Source organism: Pedobacter sp. AC190 (genome assembly GCF_979258025.1).
On the sequence record NZ_OZ409824.1, the window covers coordinates 1,086,017 to 1,103,689 of the forward strand.

General features: G+C 46.8%; 14 protein-coding genes and 1 pseudogene. 8 read left to right on the forward strand and 7 right to left on the reverse strand.

Translation table 11 applies throughout. The annotated features are described in order from the left end of the window. Positions 1-160 precede the first annotated feature (160 nt). The 4 genes and pseudogenes from ACZZZI_RS04750 to ACZZZI_RS04765 form a co-directional block, all read right to left on the reverse strand. Entirely contained in the window at positions 161-781 is a 621-nt protein-coding gene (locus ACZZZI_RS04750) for an alpha-ketoglutarate-dependent dioxygenase AlkB (protein WP_463488766.1), read from the reverse strand. Positions 782-1,110: 329 nt separating this feature from the next. Next, positions 1,111-3,302, reverse strand: a pseudogene (locus ACZZZI_RS04755) (catalase). Positions 3,303-3,309: 7 nt separating this feature from the next. Beyond that, complete coding sequence (locus ACZZZI_RS04760; protein ID WP_463488767.1) at positions 3,310-3,861, reverse strand: YciE/YciF ferroxidase family protein; 552 nt, start codon at positions 3,859-3,861, stop codon at positions 3,310-3,312. Positions 3,862-3,887: 26 nt separating this feature from the next. Continuing rightward, positions 3,888-4,088, reverse strand: a complete 201-nt coding sequence (locus ACZZZI_RS04765) for a hypothetical protein (RefSeq protein WP_463488768.1) — start codon at positions 4,086-4,088, stop codon at positions 3,888-3,890. A 185-nt stretch (positions 4,089-4,273) separates the two neighbouring features. On the opposite strand from ACZZZI_RS04765, the gene ACZZZI_RS04770 reads away from it, so the two are divergent. The 5 genes from ACZZZI_RS04770 to ACZZZI_RS04790 all read left to right on the forward strand — a co-directional run bounded on the left by ACZZZI_RS04770 (position 4,274) and on the right by ACZZZI_RS04790 (position 8,302). After that, a complete protein-coding gene (locus ACZZZI_RS04770) occupies positions 4,274-4,762 on the forward strand; it encodes a CinA family protein (RefSeq protein ID WP_463488769.1) in 489 nt (162 codons plus the stop codon). Positions 4,763-4,766: 4 nt separating this feature from the next. Next, positions 4,767-5,444 (forward strand): DUF6766 family protein, encoded by a 678-nt coding sequence (locus ACZZZI_RS04775; protein ID WP_463488770.1) that lies wholly within the window; start codon positions 4,767-4,769, stop codon positions 5,442-5,444. 111 nt (positions 5,445-5,555) lie between these two features. Beyond that, positions 5,556-6,116 carry a YciE/YciF ferroxidase family protein gene (locus tag ACZZZI_RS04780; RefSeq protein WP_463488771.1) on the forward strand — a complete coding sequence of 187 codons (561 nt, stop codon included), beginning with the start codon at positions 5,556-5,558 and terminating at the stop codon, positions 6,114-6,116. Between the two features lie 96 nt (positions 6,117-6,212). Then, positions 6,213-6,713, forward strand: coding sequence for an ankyrin repeat domain-containing protein (locus ACZZZI_RS04785; protein ID WP_463488772.1), 501 nt, complete (start codon positions 6,213-6,215; stop codon positions 6,711-6,713). Positions 6,714-6,742: 29 nt separating this feature from the next. Continuing rightward, positions 6,743-8,302 carry an FAD-dependent oxidoreductase gene (locus tag ACZZZI_RS04790; RefSeq protein WP_463488773.1) on the forward strand — a complete coding sequence of 520 codons (1,560 nt, stop codon included), beginning with the start codon at positions 6,743-6,745 and terminating at the stop codon, positions 8,300-8,302. A 271-nt stretch (positions 8,303-8,573) separates the two neighbouring features. On the opposite strand, the gene ACZZZI_RS04795 is transcribed toward ACZZZI_RS04790, so the two are convergent. From ACZZZI_RS04795 to glgX, 3 genes are read right to left on the reverse strand one after another with little or no spacing between them, the layout of a single operon-like run. Then, positions 8,574-9,398, reverse strand: coding sequence for a transporter (locus ACZZZI_RS04795; protein ID WP_463488774.1), 825 nt, complete (start codon positions 9,396-9,398; stop codon positions 8,574-8,576). Positions 9,399-9,453: 55 nt separating this feature from the next. After that, positions 9,454-10,167, reverse strand: coding sequence for a DUF3891 family protein (locus ACZZZI_RS04800; protein WP_463488775.1), 714 nt, complete (start codon positions 10,165-10,167; stop codon positions 9,454-9,456). Positions 10,168-10,198: 31 nt separating this feature from the next. Next, complete coding sequence (gene glgX / locus ACZZZI_RS04805) at positions 10,199-12,349, reverse strand: glycogen debranching protein GlgX (protein WP_463488776.1); 2,151 nt, start codon at positions 12,347-12,349, stop codon at positions 10,199-10,201. A gap of 1,209 nt (positions 12,350-13,558) precedes the next feature. Between glgX and ACZZZI_RS04810 the strand changes: the two genes are divergently transcribed. From ACZZZI_RS04810 to ACZZZI_RS04820, 3 genes are read left to right on the forward strand one after another with little or no spacing between them, the layout of a single operon-like run. Then, positions 13,559-14,707, forward strand: a complete 1,149-nt coding sequence (locus ACZZZI_RS04810; RefSeq protein ID WP_463488777.1) for a glycosyltransferase family 1 protein — start codon at positions 13,559-13,561, stop codon at positions 14,705-14,707. Between the two features lie 9 nt (positions 14,708-14,716). Continuing rightward, entirely contained in the window at positions 14,717-15,859 is a 1,143-nt protein-coding gene (gene glf, locus ACZZZI_RS04815) for a UDP-galactopyranose mutase (protein WP_463488778.1), read from the forward strand. Then, the gene (locus tag ACZZZI_RS04820) at positions 15,837-17,666 is read left to right on the forward strand and encodes a family 1 glycosylhydrolase (RefSeq protein ID WP_463488779.1); all 1,830 of its coding nucleotides are present in this window, start codon (positions 15,837-15,839) and stop codon (positions 17,664-17,666) included. Before glf ends, ACZZZI_RS04820 begins: the two co-directional genes overlap by 23 nt. Positions 17,667-17,673 lie beyond the last annotated feature (7 nt).

Sequence of the window (17,673 nt, forward strand, 5' to 3'; positions counted from 1 at the left end):
TGGATTGTGGTTTTATTAGCAAACTTTAACCGTTATATCAGCACCTAGCCTTACAGGTCGTTGCTGAATTTTGATTGGTCTTGGATTATGGTTGATAAAAACAACAATATCATTACAGACGCTGCTTAGCACCGCACTTGATAAGGTATTAAAATTCTATTTAATACTGGAAAATATTGTTCAAAATCTTCGCAACTTTGCCCTGGGGATTCAAAGGACGAACCTTCGAGTGTTTCACTTTTCGATAAGTTATCGAAACTCTCCTGCCCCGATGGATGATTTCTCCATTTACAATATCTTTCTTTCTTGGTGGAATAGCATGACTCCATTTTTTACGGGCATCATCTTGCATTACATAAACAGAGCGTCTGGGAATTTCAATTTCAATAACTTCAAAGCTTTTTAAGTTGGTGAATTTCATGACACATCCACTTCCCAGATTTACGCCACCAATCTGATTTTCATAATAAGCCCGGTCGGTATGCGACTTGATACCCTCCCCGGGAAGATATTCATTAATGATCACCTGGTCGGGCTGGTTGGTCAAGATCTCCCGCGCCAAAATTTCCCGAGAAAGTTCGTTGATACATGGAGGTATAACAACAGGATAGGTTACAAGGTCATAAGGCGCCTCCAGTTCATCGCTAAAACCGTAATACTGCAGTCTCCTTTGATAATCAACAGTCCATAACTGGCGGTCAATTTCTTTAATTAATTTTGCTTCCTTTTCAGAATCGATAAAATCCGGGTATAGTAACAATCCTGGCAAAAGAGTTTTCATTTTTTTCAAGTATCAATGCCAATTGATAACACCAAATAAATAACAATTGTGTTATTTATTTCCCAAGCGAAAATGAGGCATGCCTTCTACGCATTTTTGATTTAGCAAGAATTTTAGTCCATATTGACACAGTCAAAGTGGACATCCGCTTTTTGATCATTTTACATTTAGGCTAGATGCTTAAAAATGCGGCGAGGGATCTTGGATCTTCGTTTTTTTTGGTGGGAAGGGATTATTCACAGCCTAGAGATTGATTTACAACAGAAACTGAAAAAAATTTAAGTCAAGCCAGAGACTTGCTCCGGCTTGACTTAAAAAGGAAAAGCAGATTATGCTGGAATTTTTCTTGGTACCTCACGGTCCCAGAATCTATGCATGGCAATCATCCTGGGAAACAATACCGAGAGGTCGGCATGTTTATCCGCAACCAGAATTCCTTCGCGCAGCACAGTTTCCTCGGTGTAGTCTGCGGGCAGTTTTTTGAAGAAATAAGTAGCCTCGATGACCTGGATAGCGGACGCATCCACTGCAATGGCTTTGCAGTGCTTAAACGCTTCGTTTAGAAAATGTACAGCGTTGGCCTCAGCTTCCAATGCCGCCGAACTGTTTGTCCCGCCTGTTAGATAAACCGCATCATATAAAACCGACGCAGCAGTAAGGAAGCTCTCATCCACCTGGATGCGCTCATCATCAGCAGAAATGATCTCGCCAAGTTTAGGTGCAATAATATGCACAACAGCCCCCTTGGCTACCAGACTGTCTTTGATAATACTTAATGACTTGCCGTCAACACCGTCTGCGGCGAGTATGGCGATCTTTCGGGTAGCGATGGAGTCCTTGATTGTTCCAGCCATGCTTAACGCTTCGGACCTCGCCAGTTCCCCATCCTTCTGTTCTGGAGCGTAGTCATCATTCAGGCCATCCGCCGGAACGCTTCCGTTAAGTTCGTCCAAAGGAATTTCTGGTACATGAAGACCTAATGCATATGCGACAGCGGCCGCCAGTGCTTTATCAATATGGGAAAGAAGGCCGAGCATGCGTTCTCGGACAGGTACCATTTTAACCTTTCCTAGCTCGAAACTCAATGCGTCGATCAAATGGTTTTTCTCTGCCTCAGACTGGCTGTTCAAAAAAAGCCTTGCCTGGGAAAAATGGTCAAAAAAGCTTCTGCTCCTGGCCCTTATCTTTCTTGCATCGATTCGCTCGTTATAGCTCACAAATCCCCCATCGGCTGCTTTGACCTGTTGAGGGTCATTCATCGCAATTCCATTTGGCCCATAGCTGGTTTTACCTCTGTTTATAGTTTGGCGCATATAGCCATCACGCTGGTTGTTATGAACTGGAACCACGGGACGGTTGATCGGGATCTCGTGGAAGTTTGGCCCCCCTAGCCTGATCAGCTGGGTATCTGTATAAGAAAAAAGCCTGCCTTGAAGCAACGGGTCATTGGTAAAATCGATCCCCGGAACAACATGTCCCACATGGAAAGCAGCCTGCTCGGTCTCTGCGAAAAAGTTTTCGGGATTCCTATTAAGCGTCATTTTTCCTATGCGCTGTACGGGAACCAGCTCCTCTGGAATGAGCTTAGTCGGATCCAGCAGATCAAAGCCGTATTTGAATTCATCTTCCTCGGCCACAATCTGTACGCCAAGCTCCCACTCCGGAAAAGCACCGGCCTCAATAGCATCCCACAGATCACGTCGGTGAAAATCCGGGTCCTTGCCCGAAATGTTCTGCGCCTCATCCCAGGCGACAGAATGGACGCCTAGAAGCGGCTTCCAGTGGAACTTTACAAAACTCGCCACTCCCTCTGCGTTGACAAAACGGAAAGTATGCACACCAAACCCCTCCATCATGCGGTAACTTCTCGGGATCGCGCGGTCACTCATCAGCCACATGATCATGTGCGAGGACTCCGGCATCTGGGAGATAAAGTCCCAAAAGGTATCATGCGCGGAGGCCGCCTGGGGCATTTCATTATCCGGCTCGGGTTTTACCGCATGCACCAGATCCGGAAACTTGATGGCATCCTGGATAAAGAATACCGGCATATTGTTTCCTACAAGATCGAAGTTTCCTTCCTGGGTATAGAATTTAACTGCGAATCCCCTGACATCCCTTGCAAGATCTGTTGATCCCCGTGAGCCGGCAACAGTTGAAAACCGGACAAATACCGGGGTTTCTGCCCCGGATCGCAGAGAAATGCTGCCCTGGTCAAAGATGACATATCTTCATATACCTTGAAAACACCATGAGCTCCCGATCCCCTTGCGTGAACGATGCGCTCAGGTATGCGCTCGTGGTCAAAGTGGGTTATTTTCTCGCGGAGAATAAAGTCCTCTAAAAGTGTTGCGCCACGGTCACCCGCTTTCAGCGAGTTCTGATCATCGTTAATTTTAAGGCCATGATTGGTGGTCATCACCTGCGATGTACTATCAGCCAAAAATTCTTCAAGCCTTTTTGTCTTATCGTTATCGGGTTGAGCGGAAAGCCCGCTATTGCCCGTTGTCTTTTTTGCCATAATATTTTTATGATTCGTCTGCAGCTTTAGAGTTGATTTCGTTTCCGGCTATATCGGAGAGTTTGCTGTCCGCCAGCTTTTCCTCTGAAAGCGTTTGTTCTAAAATATCCGCTACCTCGGTGAGACCTAAGGTTGTGGCCAGCTGGTAAAGGCCATTATAGGATGCAATCTCATAATGTTCCACTTTTTGCGAGGCCATAATAATGCCCGCATCCCTGGTGGCAGTTCCTGCTTGAGTTTCCTCGATTATACCTTCGCCCTCTTTGGTGAGCCCCTCCATCGCATCGCATTTCTTTGCTACTGGCTTTTCGCCCAGGAGAGCAAAAATCTGTTGGATCCTTTCCACATGTTCCTTTGTCTCGGCAAGGTGCGATTCGATGGCAGAAACCAGATCCGGTGAACTTGCCGCCGAAATCATCTTAGGCAAAGACTTCACCAGATGGTTTTCGGCCCAGTACAAATCGCGTATGCCGTCTGTAAAAAGTTCCCTTAATGGGGCCGCTGGTGCGTCAGGTTTGGTGCTCAATTTTGGTGAGCTACCGCTTTCTTGTTTTTTCATATCTGTTCTGTTAAGGTTGAATAATTCTAAATGCCGCGCACAAGGGGATTATCTTCATCTGACTGTTCTGATCCCCTTCCCTTTTCAGAAGGGCCATCATTATCAGTGGATATTGATGCGTTCAGGCTGGCGCTTCCGGAAATTCCCCGGTAATCTGTGCCTTGCGGAAGTTCGACCGGTTTGGATAAGCCAGTTGGTGACTGTTGAGTTTTTGAATTAGTTTCCATACTATTCAGTTTACAGGTCAGTAACTTATTTCTGATAAATAACCACACGCAAAAGAGAATGGTTTTAGATTTTTTATTTATTATCTGACGATAAAAAACTTCCGGTACCCGGTAAGATAAAGCACGCGCAAAACCAGAAAGCGGAAAACGGTGTTTATAGGATAAATAAAAACAAAATTTAAGTTATGGTTAGTGATACACTAAAACAGGTCGGTCGCCTGCTTATTGAAAGCAGACTGACCCTGGCTTTTGCCGAGAGTGCGACCGCTGGCCGGCTCAGTGCGGAGTTTTCGCTGATCGATGATGCCGGAGATTTTTTAAAAGGGGGAATAGCGTGCTATGATGCCTGCCTCAAGGAAAGTCTATTAAAAGTCAGCCATGATCTTATAGAAGAATTTACCCCTGAATCAATGGAGATTACCAGAGCAATAGCCGAGGGGGTTCGTGAGGTTATACCAGCAGACATCCATATTGGCGTTACCGGGCTTACCTGCCCAGGGGGCAGCGAAACGAAAGAAAAACCAGTTGGAACCATGTTCGTCTACGCCCTAAAAAATGGTGGTCTTTTGTTTTCTGAACGTATGAATTTTTCTGGGGACCGGGAGGAGATTGTTTTGCGCACCGTGGAACGAACAGCGGTTCTGCTGGAGCATTATCTGAATTTAAAAAACTAATATAATGGGAACAGAAAAAAAGCATCAGAAAAGATCCTGGTTCTACCGTAACGGGCTCTCAGTGGTTTTCATTAGCCTCTTTATTGTTACCCTTGCTGCACAGGCACTCACCGGCTGGAACGAACATAATTCCGAACTGCAGGACCTGGGCGCAAAAGCGATTGGCCTTGGCACTTACCTCTGCAGCGGGCATTTTATTTCGGCTACGTTCGAGAATTTCGAAAGCGAATTTCTCCAGATGGCACTATACGTGGTACTAACGATCTCGCTCCGGCAGATCGGTTCCGCAGAATCCAAGAAGCTCGATGAGGGTGAAGAAGTGGACCGCGAGCCCAAGCCCTCCCCGCATGCGCCCTGGCCGGTAAGAAAAGGCGGGCTTGTGCTGAAACTTTATAGCCATTCACTTTCAATTGCATTTGGCATCCTGTTCCTGGTCAGCTGGGGACTACATTTTTACGGAAGCTGGCAGGACAACAACGTAGAACTAAAACTCAAGGGAAAGGCCTTGGAAAGCATGTTTGAATATGTTGGCGGCGCGAATTTCTGGTTCGAAACCTTCCAGAACTGGCAGAGCGAGTTTCTCTCGGTAGCCTCGATCGTCGTCCTCACCATATTCCTAAGGCAGAAAGGATCTCCGGAGTCTAAGCCCGTTGATGCGCCCGATCTGGAGACAGGCAAATAAGGAATAGCTTTGCTTCAAGACCAAATGCCTGGGCGGTAAAAATTAAAAAACTCAAAACCAAACCGCAGATCAGGAGGTTATTGGAAGTATACCTTTAGAAAATTAAACAATATGGCAACAACAAAAACATCCGCAAAACCGGCGGCAAAAAAAACAGCTCCAAAAGCGGGCAAAATTGAGGATACAGAGTTCCATGAGTTCTTTGTTGATGAACTTAAAGACATTTATTGGGCTGAAAAACACCTGGCAAAGGCACTCCCTAAAATGAAAAAAGCCTCGACAAGCCCCGAACTTGCCGCGGCCTTTGACAAACATACCGCTGAGACCGAGCAGCACATCGACACCTTAGAGCAGGTGTTTGAACTTTTAGAGGAGAAAGCCGCCGCTAAAAAATGCGATGCAATGGCGGGCCTTCTGGAGGAGGCTGATGGAATTATTTCAGACACTGATAAAGGAACGATGATCCGTGATGCAGGACTTATCCTTGCCGCGCAGAAAGTGGAGCATTACGAGATCGCCACATACGGCACTTTAAGAGTATTTGCGCAGAACATGGGCCGCGATGACATAGCCGACCTGCTTAGCCAAACGCTTGAAAACGAAAAGGCGACTGACCTCGCCCTTACCGAAATCGCGGTTGGAGCAGTTAATGCACAGGCCGTTTCAGAATAATCACAGGGCTCCTTAAGGGAGCCTTCTTCAATTTTCCAGGATTTAGAAGAACATCTCGTATCCGGGCTTTCACATCAACTTACAGCATTATAACTTATGGAAAATATTGACCAGCTCATTATCCCGGCAGCCAGGCAGGGCGAAAACGACGTAATCAGGGAGCTCATCAAAAGAGGCGTAAACCTAAACTTTCGAGACGAAAAAGGCTACACCCCGCTCATCATCGCATGTTATAACAACAGGCTCGAAACCGCCAAACTTTTACTTGACAGTGGCGCGAACATCGACGATGGGGACAGCGGGGGAAACACCGCACTAATGGGCGCAAGCTTTAAAGGCTATCTTCCGATCGTAGAATTACTAGTTTCACGTCATGCCAACCTGGACCTCCAGCATGGAAACGGTGGGACGGCACTGATGTTCGCTGCGATGTTCGGACGCAATGAGGTCTTTGAGTTCCTGCTCGCAAGCGGAGCAGATCCCAGTATCACAGATATCCGCGGACAGCGTGCCGCCGACCTTGCGGCCATGCAGGGAAATGAAAAAGCACTTGAACTTTTGAACCAACAGGTATCAGATGGTGAAAGAACCGCTTAGGACTTCTGACATTTTTTTATTGGAACAATATGGAAAATAATACTATAAATCCCCGCGACGGGAAAAATACAAGCTTGTGGCAGGCAGGCAAAAAAGATTTGTCCACTAGCATAAACGATTCAAATGAGATTTACGACGTGTTGATTATCGGCGGAGGTATCACTGGGCTGACTACCGCGCTAAACCTTCAACGGGAGGGGAAAAAGTGCATACTTGCCGAGGCCCACAACCTTGGATTTGGAACTACGGGCGGAACAAGCGCCCATTTGAATACCTTTCTGGATGCAACCTATCCCGAAATCGACAGCGACTTTGGAAAGGACGTTTCCAGCATGCTGGCTGATGCTTCCAGGAGGATGATAGAAAAGATCAAGGCCAATATAGATGAACTTCAGATAGATGCGGATTTTGAATTTAAGGACGGCTATCTCTTTTCCCAGAACGAGAAGGAGACAACTCAGCTCCAGCAGATCCTCTCTTCGGCGCAGGAGGCCGGAATTGCGGTCACCGAATCCGAGACTAATGGTCTGCCGATCGATTTCGAGCATTGCCTGCGGTTTAAAGACCAGGCACAGTTTCATCCACTAAAATACATAGCCGGTCTTGCTGATGGATTTAAAAAACTTGGCGGAAAGATCTCCGAAGGGATCATGGTAACTTCTACAGAATTCAGAGACGGAATCCACCATGCACTTCACGATAATGGGGAAATTAGGGCAAACAACCTGGTATGGGCTACGCACATTCCGCCAGGAATCAATATCCTGTCTCTACGGAACGCACCATATCGAAGTTACGTGATTGCAGCTGGACTCAAAGACGGCAACTATCCAAATTGCCTCTCCTATGATATGCAGGAACCCTACCACTATTTCAGGAGCCACGAGATAGACGGAAAAAACTATTTTCTGGTTGGCGGTGCTGACCACAAAACCGGCCACGATGATCCGGAGCAGGCCTTTAAAGATCTGGAAAAATATGCCCGGGATATTTTTGAGATCAATGAAATAAAATTCCGGTGGTCCTCTCAATATTACGTTCCCGTGGATGGCCTTCCCTATATCGGCCAGTTGCCTGGTGGTGATGAGGGCATCTATGTTGCTACAGGTTTCAACGGAAATGGCATGATCTTCGGAAGCCTGTCAGGGGAAATTATCACCAGCCTGATTTTAAAAAAGGAACATACACTGGCGAAAGTCCTTTCGCCATCGAGAATAAAGCCTGTCTCGGGCTTTAGCGAATTCGTGAAAGAAAATGCGGATGTCGCCTATCATTTCCTGGCCGACAGATTTGGCGGGGCGGTACTCGATACGCTTAACGGTTTAGCGAATGGCCAGGGAAAAATTGCCTCTTTTGATGGCAAAAAACTGGCACTTTATAAGGACAGCAGCGGAAAGGTCACCGCACTTGATCCGGTATGCACCCATGCGGGCTGTATCGTCAACTGGAACGCAAGCGAGAAAAGCTGGGATTGTCCGTGCCATGGCGGGCGGTTCGCTACAGACGGATGCGTGATCACAGGTCCTCCAAGGGAAGCACTTGCGCAGATCAATATCTCCGGAGATGAGATTATAAACAATAAAACATGAAGAATCAATTGATTACTTCTCAGAGCAGGCCTTCGGTTCAATGAAAAGACCGCAGGCCTGACCGTTTAACATAACAACTTAACTATTGCCCGCCCGAGGGCCTATCCTGGTTTGCATCCTCGTCCTCCCTATATGATCCGTTGACTGTGTTCTCCCATAGGATGTGTTCATTTAGCCGTCTCGCAGCCTCATCAATTTCCGGCGCCGGTTCAGTGGCCACCGGGTTGTTGTTTTTATTTTTGTTTTTCATGGTCTTATTTGTTTTATGGTCTTATAGCCGAAATGCTAGTCCGAGAAAGTAGCTTTTCCGTGCATCGTGCTGGAGGCCGTAGTTCAGTCCGCCGTCCAGGAGCATGTCCCTGCTAAGCTCAAACTGCAGGGACGCATTCAAAAAATTTTCGAAATGTGACGCCTTGATTTCATAGGTGTAATAGGTTTCAATGATGGCTTCGACTTTCTTATTTAAGGAATGGGAAAGGGTTAATGTCTGCAGGAGCTCATTGTGGTGCCCCCTACCTTCTTCATCCTTTAGCCGATCGGCCTCCACCTGCATCCCCAGCTTCCATTCTTTGCCAATTTTGAAACTCATGGGAATGATGATTCCGCCCTCATACTCCCTTTGCACATCTATCCTGGATGTGGGAAACTTGAGGTAAGGCAGTACTGCGATAGCAAACTTTCCCCTATCGTTGCCCAGCAGGTTTTGTTTCACCCGCAGGGTAAGATCGCCGAATCCACTGCTTCTTTCCACCTGACCCTCACTGTCAAAATCTTTGTTTACCGCATAGCTTCCAAAATTTATCTGGATCGCTGTGGACCGGGTCAGTCCCAGCTTTATATTCATCTGATTGATCAGATAATCATCTGTTCTCCCCTGTTCGGTTTTCTGCCGCTGAAAACGGAAGAGATCGGTCTCAAGCTGAAAGTGGCCCGCATCAACGGTCTGCGGACTTTCACTTACGTCTGGACGGTCAGTTTCCATTTTCCTCAAACTATCGCGTGGCACAGGCTTAAAGACAGAGTAGGACTGTTTGTTCTGCCCTGCGGCGTTTAGGCTGAACATACACAGGAGCGCAAATATTAAATGGTTTTTCATTCGGTTAGTTTTCCTATAAACAATGACGGCAGGCTAAAAGTTTGGCTCAAAAGCCCTATTCCTTTTCAAATTTGATACTTATCCTGGAAGCTGTCGTTTCTTTAAGTGCCTTCCGGAAGGCGCTGTCGTTTGTAAAGGTGAGCGCACTTAAGTTCCGGCATTCATAATCCGCCCTGAACCCATCGCTCTCAAACGGCCAAGGGAAAACCCGCAGACTTCCTTTCTGGCAATACAGTTCGTACATCCTTCCGTTAGGACCGGTGCTGATTTCTATTTTTCTCCCCTGAGGGGGAACCTGGTCCTTACAGATCAAAAGGGAAAGGGCATCGCAGAACTGCAGTATCTCGTATGCCGCATCCGCCTCCTTTCTGGAAACCCCCACAATCTTAAGCCATTCCTTTTCCTTTTTTTTCAGCCTGGCAAGAAATGGCTTCGCAGCCTGCTCCTGTCCATGGGTAAAAGCAATATGCCTGGAAACCAGCAGGGCAATAAAACTCCCTTTCATCTCGGCGCGCCCGATAAGCTGCTCGGAAAGACTTTCATCAAAAACATTCATCCTGAAATCAACAGGACCTCCGTTTGGACTGACCAGCGGTCCGGTTTCCAGTTCATTGAAGACATCATCATGTTCGGCCGTCGCAATAAGGGTTTCTATCCAGCGTTCGGGCCTTTCCGCATGGTTCCACATTGCACAGATCTGTGCTGCAAGAAGGCCATGTGAACGCTGAGCTATGATCTGCCAGCCGCTTTGCGTGTAGTTAACGATCATAAGTTTTCAATTGGTTTTTTCATAAAATAGTCTAAACTTTGGTGACTTTAGGAGTGTCTGCATTCTGGCCTGAGCGAAAAACCATCAGGCTTCGGTTTTCCATGGTCACTATTTCCCCTGCGCCATACTCCCCAGACGGCGGTATCTTATCACCTGTTGTCAAAATCTGCATCCATTCCCGGCTGAACTTCATTTGCGGAAGCTTGAAATCGATGTCGGAGTGTCCCGCATTGAAAATCAAGAGGAAGTGGCAGTCAGATATTTCATTGCCCAATCTATCGGTTCCCTGAATCCCTTCTCCATGGAGGAAAATACCCAGGCATCGGCTTTCCTGATCACTCCATTGGTTCTCGCTCATATACTCGCCATTTGATGAAAACCATGCAACGTCCAACAGTCCGTCCGAATCCACCCGGTCGCCAACGATCCATTCACGCCGGCGGAGGCTGGGATGTTGCAACCGGAGATGAATGACTTCTTTTGTGAATTTCAGTAGATCATCGTCTAGTAATGTCCAGTCTATCCAGGAAATTTCGTTGTCCTGGCAATAGGCGTTATTGTTTCCCTTCTGTGTTCTGCTTATTTCGTCTCCCGAGCTTATCATCGGCACGCCCTGCGAGAGCAGCAGAGTAGCCATAAAATTACGCTTTTGCTTTCCGCGAAGATAATTGATGTCTGCATCTTCGGTATCGCCCTCTTCGCCACAGTTCCAGGAATCATTATCCTGTTCCCCATCAGTATTATCGTCTAGGTTTTGTTGGTTGTGCTTTTCATTATAACTGACCAGGTCGTGCAGCGTGAAGCCATCATGGGCGGTAATGAAATTGACACTGGCGGTCGGCCTGCGGTAGTCCTGCATATAAAGATCGGGGCTCCCCATAAACCGTTGGGCAAATTCGCCGGTCATTCCGCAGTCGCCTTTCCAAAACCTGCGTACCGTATCCAGGTATTTCCCATTCCATTCCGCCCATCCCGCAGGGAACTTGCCGACCTGATATCCGTTCTCGCCTACGTCCCAGGGCTCGGCAATAAGTTTCACCTGGGAAATAACGGGATCCTGATGGATGATATCGAAAAAGGCCCCCAGCCTGTCCACCTCATGGAGACCCCTGGCAAGGGTTGATGCAAGGTCAAAGCGGAAACCGTCGACATGCATCTCCGAAACCCAGTAACGGAGACTGTCCATGATGAACCTGAGTACTGCGGGCATGCGGGTATTAAGTGTATTGCCTGTTCCAGTGTAATCCGTATAATAGCGTTTATCTGTTTCTTCCAGACGATAATAGCTTTCATTGTCAATGCCCTTAAAACACAAGGTCGGGCCTAGTTCATTGCCTTCCGCAGTGTGGTTGTAAACTACATCCAGAATAACCTCCAGACCGTTTTGATGGAGCGCTTTGACCATGTCTTTAAACTCTTTTACCTGCCCTCCGGAATCTCCCGCAGCGCTATAATTTCCATGTGGGGCAAAAAAGCCTATGGTATTGTATCCCCAGTAATTGTGGAGGCCTTTTTTTTCCAGATGACCGTCCGAGATAAACTGGTGCACAGGCATAAGCTCCACTGCGGTTATGCCAAGTGATTTGAGGTATTTTATACTTTCCGGATGGGCAATGCCGGCGAATGTTCCGCGAAGATGTTCGGGAATAAGGCCATTTAGCTGGCTGAATCCCTTAACATGCAGTTCATATATTACCGTCCGGTGGTAGGAGATATCCGGGGGAGTATCCCCCTGCCAGTCATAGACGGGGTCGATGACAACCGACTTTGGCATATATGGAGCGCTGTCCTCGCCTGAAAAACCCAGATTGCCTTCTCCGCCGCCGGTCACATAACCAAATACGGCAGGGTTCCATACCAGTTTGCCGCAGATCGCTTTGGCATAAGGATCGATTAAGAGCTTGTTCGGGTTGAAGCGCTTTCCAGCTAATGGATCATAAGGACCGTATACCCTATAGCCATAAAGCTGGCCGGGGGCTACTTCAGGAACAAAGCAGTGAAAGATGTGGTGGTCCCGGTCGGCAAGTTCAATCCGCGAGGTCTCGGTTCCGGTCACATCAAAAAGGCAGAGTTCAACGCGTTCCGCGTTTTGGGCGAAAATCGAAAAATTAGTCCCGTTTCTTTTCCAGGTAGCGCCAAGGGGAAAGGATTTGCCGGGTGTTGTGGTATAATTGTCTTCCATAGAATGCATTTTAGGTTAAAACATTTAATTTTCACCCAGGTTTTCCTGAAACTCCATTTTGGTAAAAACCGAAAAAATTTAGGGTATTTATGGCGCCAGGTAATTCATCATTAGTTCGAATAGATAATGGTTAAGAAAGATTCGGAAGCTTACTTAGCGTAGACTGCTAGTTAATCGATAACCAGAGCGTCCCGGACCCAAGCAGTATAAATATAAGTCGGGAGGGTAGACTTCAGAGTTGACACGTTCACGAGCAAAGGAACTTGGTAAAAAAAACTAGTCCTCGCTCACGAAATTGTAGAGCTGAAAGATATTTGCTGGTCTTCTGGGTGATCGGACCCAACTTTTAGGTAAAAGCAAAATTGAATTTGGCGGAGTTTCCAGAAGGGGCACAGCACCATTGATACCCCGTTTTGTGGAATTTCTCCAAAAGCCTTTGTCCACTTCTTTTTTCATGCCCGGAATTTTCGTTACATAATAAACCAGAAATGGTGTGCGGTAATGGATCAAATAAGCATAATGGCTATCCTCACCGTGTAAATACGCTTTGGCGGTAAACTACCTGTAATTAGTCCAGTGATATCTTTTTTCCACCAACAGTGTTGATTGGAAAAACCTAAGAATACCTACACAGCTTATGGAAAACTGCCATGATCAAAAAAATTGTCCTCGCACTGGCGGATTATTTTTTTGCCGTGTTTTTTGATGCATGCTCCATAGATGTTTAATTTGAGGAAATTAATCTAGTAAGACTGTTCGCATTTACTACTGGCGTATCCGTTCTCTGGCTAGCTTTTATAAACAGATTAGAGCCATCCTTTTTTCAAAATCGCCACCCTGAAGCTCTATTTGGGTATGGCTCCACACCTGGGAGTAATTGTTGCGATGTCTTCAGGGTTGTTAACCTTGTGCAAAAGCAATGTTATTTCCATGGTTATTTTGGGATATTTTTTTTTGCTGATTGCCGCGTTTCCTCAAAGAAAGTGTGGGTCTGACAGGGACCAGAAGTGATCCAAATAACCGTATTTTAAAGGTATGTAACATTATCCGAAGGCCAATTTATTCAAGAAATAAACAGTGGATATTAAAACAGGTATTTATTGCAAGAACTATCCCCAATAAATTTGGTTGTAAGTATAGTTGCCGGGTTAATATTTTCCTATGCCTTGGGCCGGACAGGCAGATTCCGACTAATCAATTACAAAATATATGAGAAATCCAAAAAACACCGTTTCACAGAATCTATTATGTTTTTCCCACCTGAGATGGGATTTTGTTTTTCAGCGCCCGCAGCACCTGATGAATCGCTTTGCCAAAAACTGCCGTGTGTTTTACATGGAAGAACCAGTTTATGTGCACGCAGCTGCGCCTGCTCTTGTCAGTTATGTCAAAATGCACAATCTCACCGTTATCGTTCCCAATATCCCGGTAGGTACCGCCCCTGAGGACACCGTTGAGATGCAAAAGGTACTATTGGGCAGTTTCCTGGAATCTGCTGGTGAAGAAGCTTGGACTTTTTGGTACTACACCCCCATCGCCCTGGAATTCAGCAGAAATTTTAAATCATCCCTAACCGTATTCGACTGTATGGACGAACTTTCCGCCTTCCGTTTTGCTCCGGAATCGCTCAAAAGACTTGAACGCGAACTGATCGAAAAGGCAGACGTCGTATTCACAGGAGGCCATTCTCTTTACGAAGCAAAGAAAAACCTGCATAGCAATATCTGGCCAGTGCCCAGCAGCATAGAAAAAGAACATTTCGGTAAAGCCAGGAAATCCCTGGAACAGCCCGCAGACCAGGCCGCTATCAGGGGAACCAAGCTGGGATTTTTCGGAGTAATCGATGAGCGGTTTGATCTCGAACTTATTGAGGGACTATCTCGCAAAAGACCTGACTGGCACATCATACTGATCGGGCCCGTGGTTAAAATAGATCCTATAACGCTTCCGCAAGGAGCCAACATCCATTACCTGGGCCAAAAAAATTATCGCGAGCTCCCCGCTTACCTCAGCGGCTGGGACATAGCCTTAATTCCATTTGCGATCAATGAATCGACAGAGTTTATCAGTCCGACAAAAACCCCTGAATACCTTTCAGCTGGTATACCGGTTATTTCTACCCCGATACGCGACGTAATTTTGCCTTATGGAATTAAAAAGCTTGTGCATATTGCTTCCGATACGGACGGCTTTATCGATGCGGTTGAGGCGATCCTAAAGCAGGATGACACAAAAGAATGGCTTAATAAGGTAGACGAATTTCTGAAAGACATTTCCTGGGATTATACTCAGGAATTCATGGCGGCACAGCTGGTGCTCGCCATGAACTCAAAATTAAAAGTATCGATTGCTAGTTAAAAGAAAAATATGTATGATTATTTAATCGTAGGCGCAGGATTCGCGGGAAGCGTACTGGCCGAAAGACTTGCCTCCGAAGGAAACAGGGTGTTAATTCTGGACAAGAGGAACCACATAGGCGGAAATGCCTTTGATTATTATGATGAGGCTGGAATCCTGATTCATAAATATGGACCTCACATCTTTCATACCAATAGCAAGGAGGTTTTTGAATATCTTTCCAGGTTTACCCAGTGGAGACACTATCAACACAAGGTACTCGCGAGTCTGGACGGGCAATACCTTCCAATCCCAATCAACCTCACCACCATTAATCAGATGTACGGGATGAACCTTGACAGCTCGCAGCTGGAAGCATTTTTCGCCTCAAAGGCGGAGTCAAAAAATATACTTGAAACATCGGAGGATGTGGTCGTGAATTCGATTGGAAGGGAACTTTATGAAAAATTCTTTAAAAACTATACCCGCAAGCAGTGGGATCTAGATCCTTCGGAGCTAAACGCCTCCGTGACTGCAAGGGTTCCCACACGGACAAACAAGGATGACCGGTATTTCACTGATACCTATCAATCGATGCCTCTGTATGGATATACGAAAATGTTCGAAAACATGCTCAACCACCCTAACATCAGCATAATGCTCGGAACAGATTACCGCGATGCCGCTCCAGAAATTCAGTTTAAAAAAATGGTCTTCACCGGACCAGTGGACGAATATTTTAACTACCGCTTTGGCAAACTACCCTACCGTTCCATCGAATTCAGGTTCGAAACTCACGACCAGGAAACTTTTCAGCAAACCGGCACTATAAATTATCCCAATGACTACAGCTTCACACGCATCACCGAGTTCAAATACCTCAGCGGGCAAAAGCACCATAAAACCTCGATCGTCTATGAGTTTCCAACAGCCGAGGGTGATCCTTATTATCCTATCCCCAGACCAGACAATATGGCCCTTTACAGGCAATATGAGGAGCTTGCAAAAAGCCAGAGGAATGTTTACTTTGTGGGAAGGCTGGCAACCTATAAATATTATAACATGGACCAGGTCGTGGCACAGGCATTGGCAACCTACAGAAAGATAAAAAAAGAGGCCAGCGAAAACACCAGGGTACTAGAAAGCGCAAATGGAAGTCTGGGGCGGAATTGAGTGCACAATAAATAGGCTGGGTGACGAATACTTTGACCAGCTGGCTTTTGCTGGACACTATGGGCGCGAGGCAGACATCCCAAAAATTGTCGGACTTGGTATTCAACGGATCCGTTATCCCGTGCTATGGGAAAACCATCAACCAGAGCGTGAGGCAATCATAGACTGGTCAGGGACAGCAACTGCCCTTGAGGAATTTCGCCAAAACGGTGTTGGCGTCATCGCCGGGCTTGTCCACCATGGCTGCGGCCCGGCCTACGTGAATCTCACCGATAGTTCCTTTGAAAAAGGACTGGCTGATTATGCCCACCTAGTTGCGGAGCGGTTTCCCTGGCTCGAATATTATACCCCAATCAATGAGCCGCTGACTACAGCCCGGTTCTGCGGACTTTACGGGTTATGGCATCCGCATAAAAAAACAGACGAGACTTTCCTCCGGATCCTAATGAGCGAATGCAGGGCGACCCGCGCGGCGATGAAGGCAATCCGCAAGATCAACCCCCAGGCAAAGCTTATTCAAACCGAAGACTTGGGAGAGACCCATAGCACCCCTTTTCTTCGCAGTCAGGCTAATTTTGAGAACCAGAGGAGGTGGCTTTCCATGGATCTGCTTTGCGGAAAAGTAAACCAGCCCCACCCCCTGTGGGAATACATTACCGAGAACGGAATTGCCCCGCAGGAACTCGAGGAACTGGCAGAGGATCCCTGCATGCCTGAAATTTATGGAGTCAACTACTACATCACCTCTGAAAGGTATCTCGATGAAAATCTGGAAATATATCCCGAGCATACACATGGGGGAAGCGGTTCGGTCCGTTATGCGGACGTAGAAGCTGTGAGGTCTCCCAATGCAGTCCTTTGTGGCGTGGATATGCTGCTGAGAGCGGCTTTCAACCGTTATGATATCCCCGTGGCGCTTACCGAAGTGTACCTGCACTGCGGACGGGAAGATCAGCTTAAATGGCTGATGCAGATTGACCTTAAGGCCCGCAAATTAGAGGCAGAAGGAGTTAACATGGTTGCAATCACAGCGTGGTCTCTTCTTGGGTCCTTCGGCTGGAGGAACCTTCTGACCACTGGATTTGAGGATTACGAGCCTGGCGCTTTTGACCTGTCAAAGGGCCTGCTCAGGCCAACAGCACTGGCTAATCTTGTGCAGGCGATTGCCACCGGGAAAACTTACGCTCACCCAGCGGTCCAAGGCCGCGGCTGGTGGGAAACTACAGGCAGGTTTGCCTATGGTAGTAACGATTTTAAGGTCCCCAAGACAGACGCGCCAGGCAGGCCAGTGCTCATTATTGGAGAAGATCTTCATCATGCAGATGTTTATGAAAGCATTTTAGATGGCCGCAGACTAGCTTATAAAACAATAGAAGCGACCTATTCACTGGAATCCTTTAAACACGTTAAGCTGTTGATAAATAAACACAATCCATGGTCTATCATTTGCCTCTTACCTGTAATGGATATAGAAACTACAAACTTTCTGTTCGAGGTGAGTGATGAAATCAATAAAATGACTATGCATGTTGCCCAAGAATGCGAGACCCAAGCGCGGTTCAAAGGCGATACTGACGAAATTTACCCGTTTATGCCTGCTAAAGCGCGTCCTGAGGAACACGCTAGCCCGTATGGGGAACAAAAATGCGGTCGGCTTCCGACAATGGTAATCAAAACCGGCAGGGCGTGGAAAAATGCAGAGGATCAAAAAAGGAAATGGGAAACCGCTAACGAGGTAATCGATTTGCTAATCGATGGGGAAAGCGGATATTTGGAACATAATGGGTACAGCCTTTATAAAAAGTAAGGCCAGA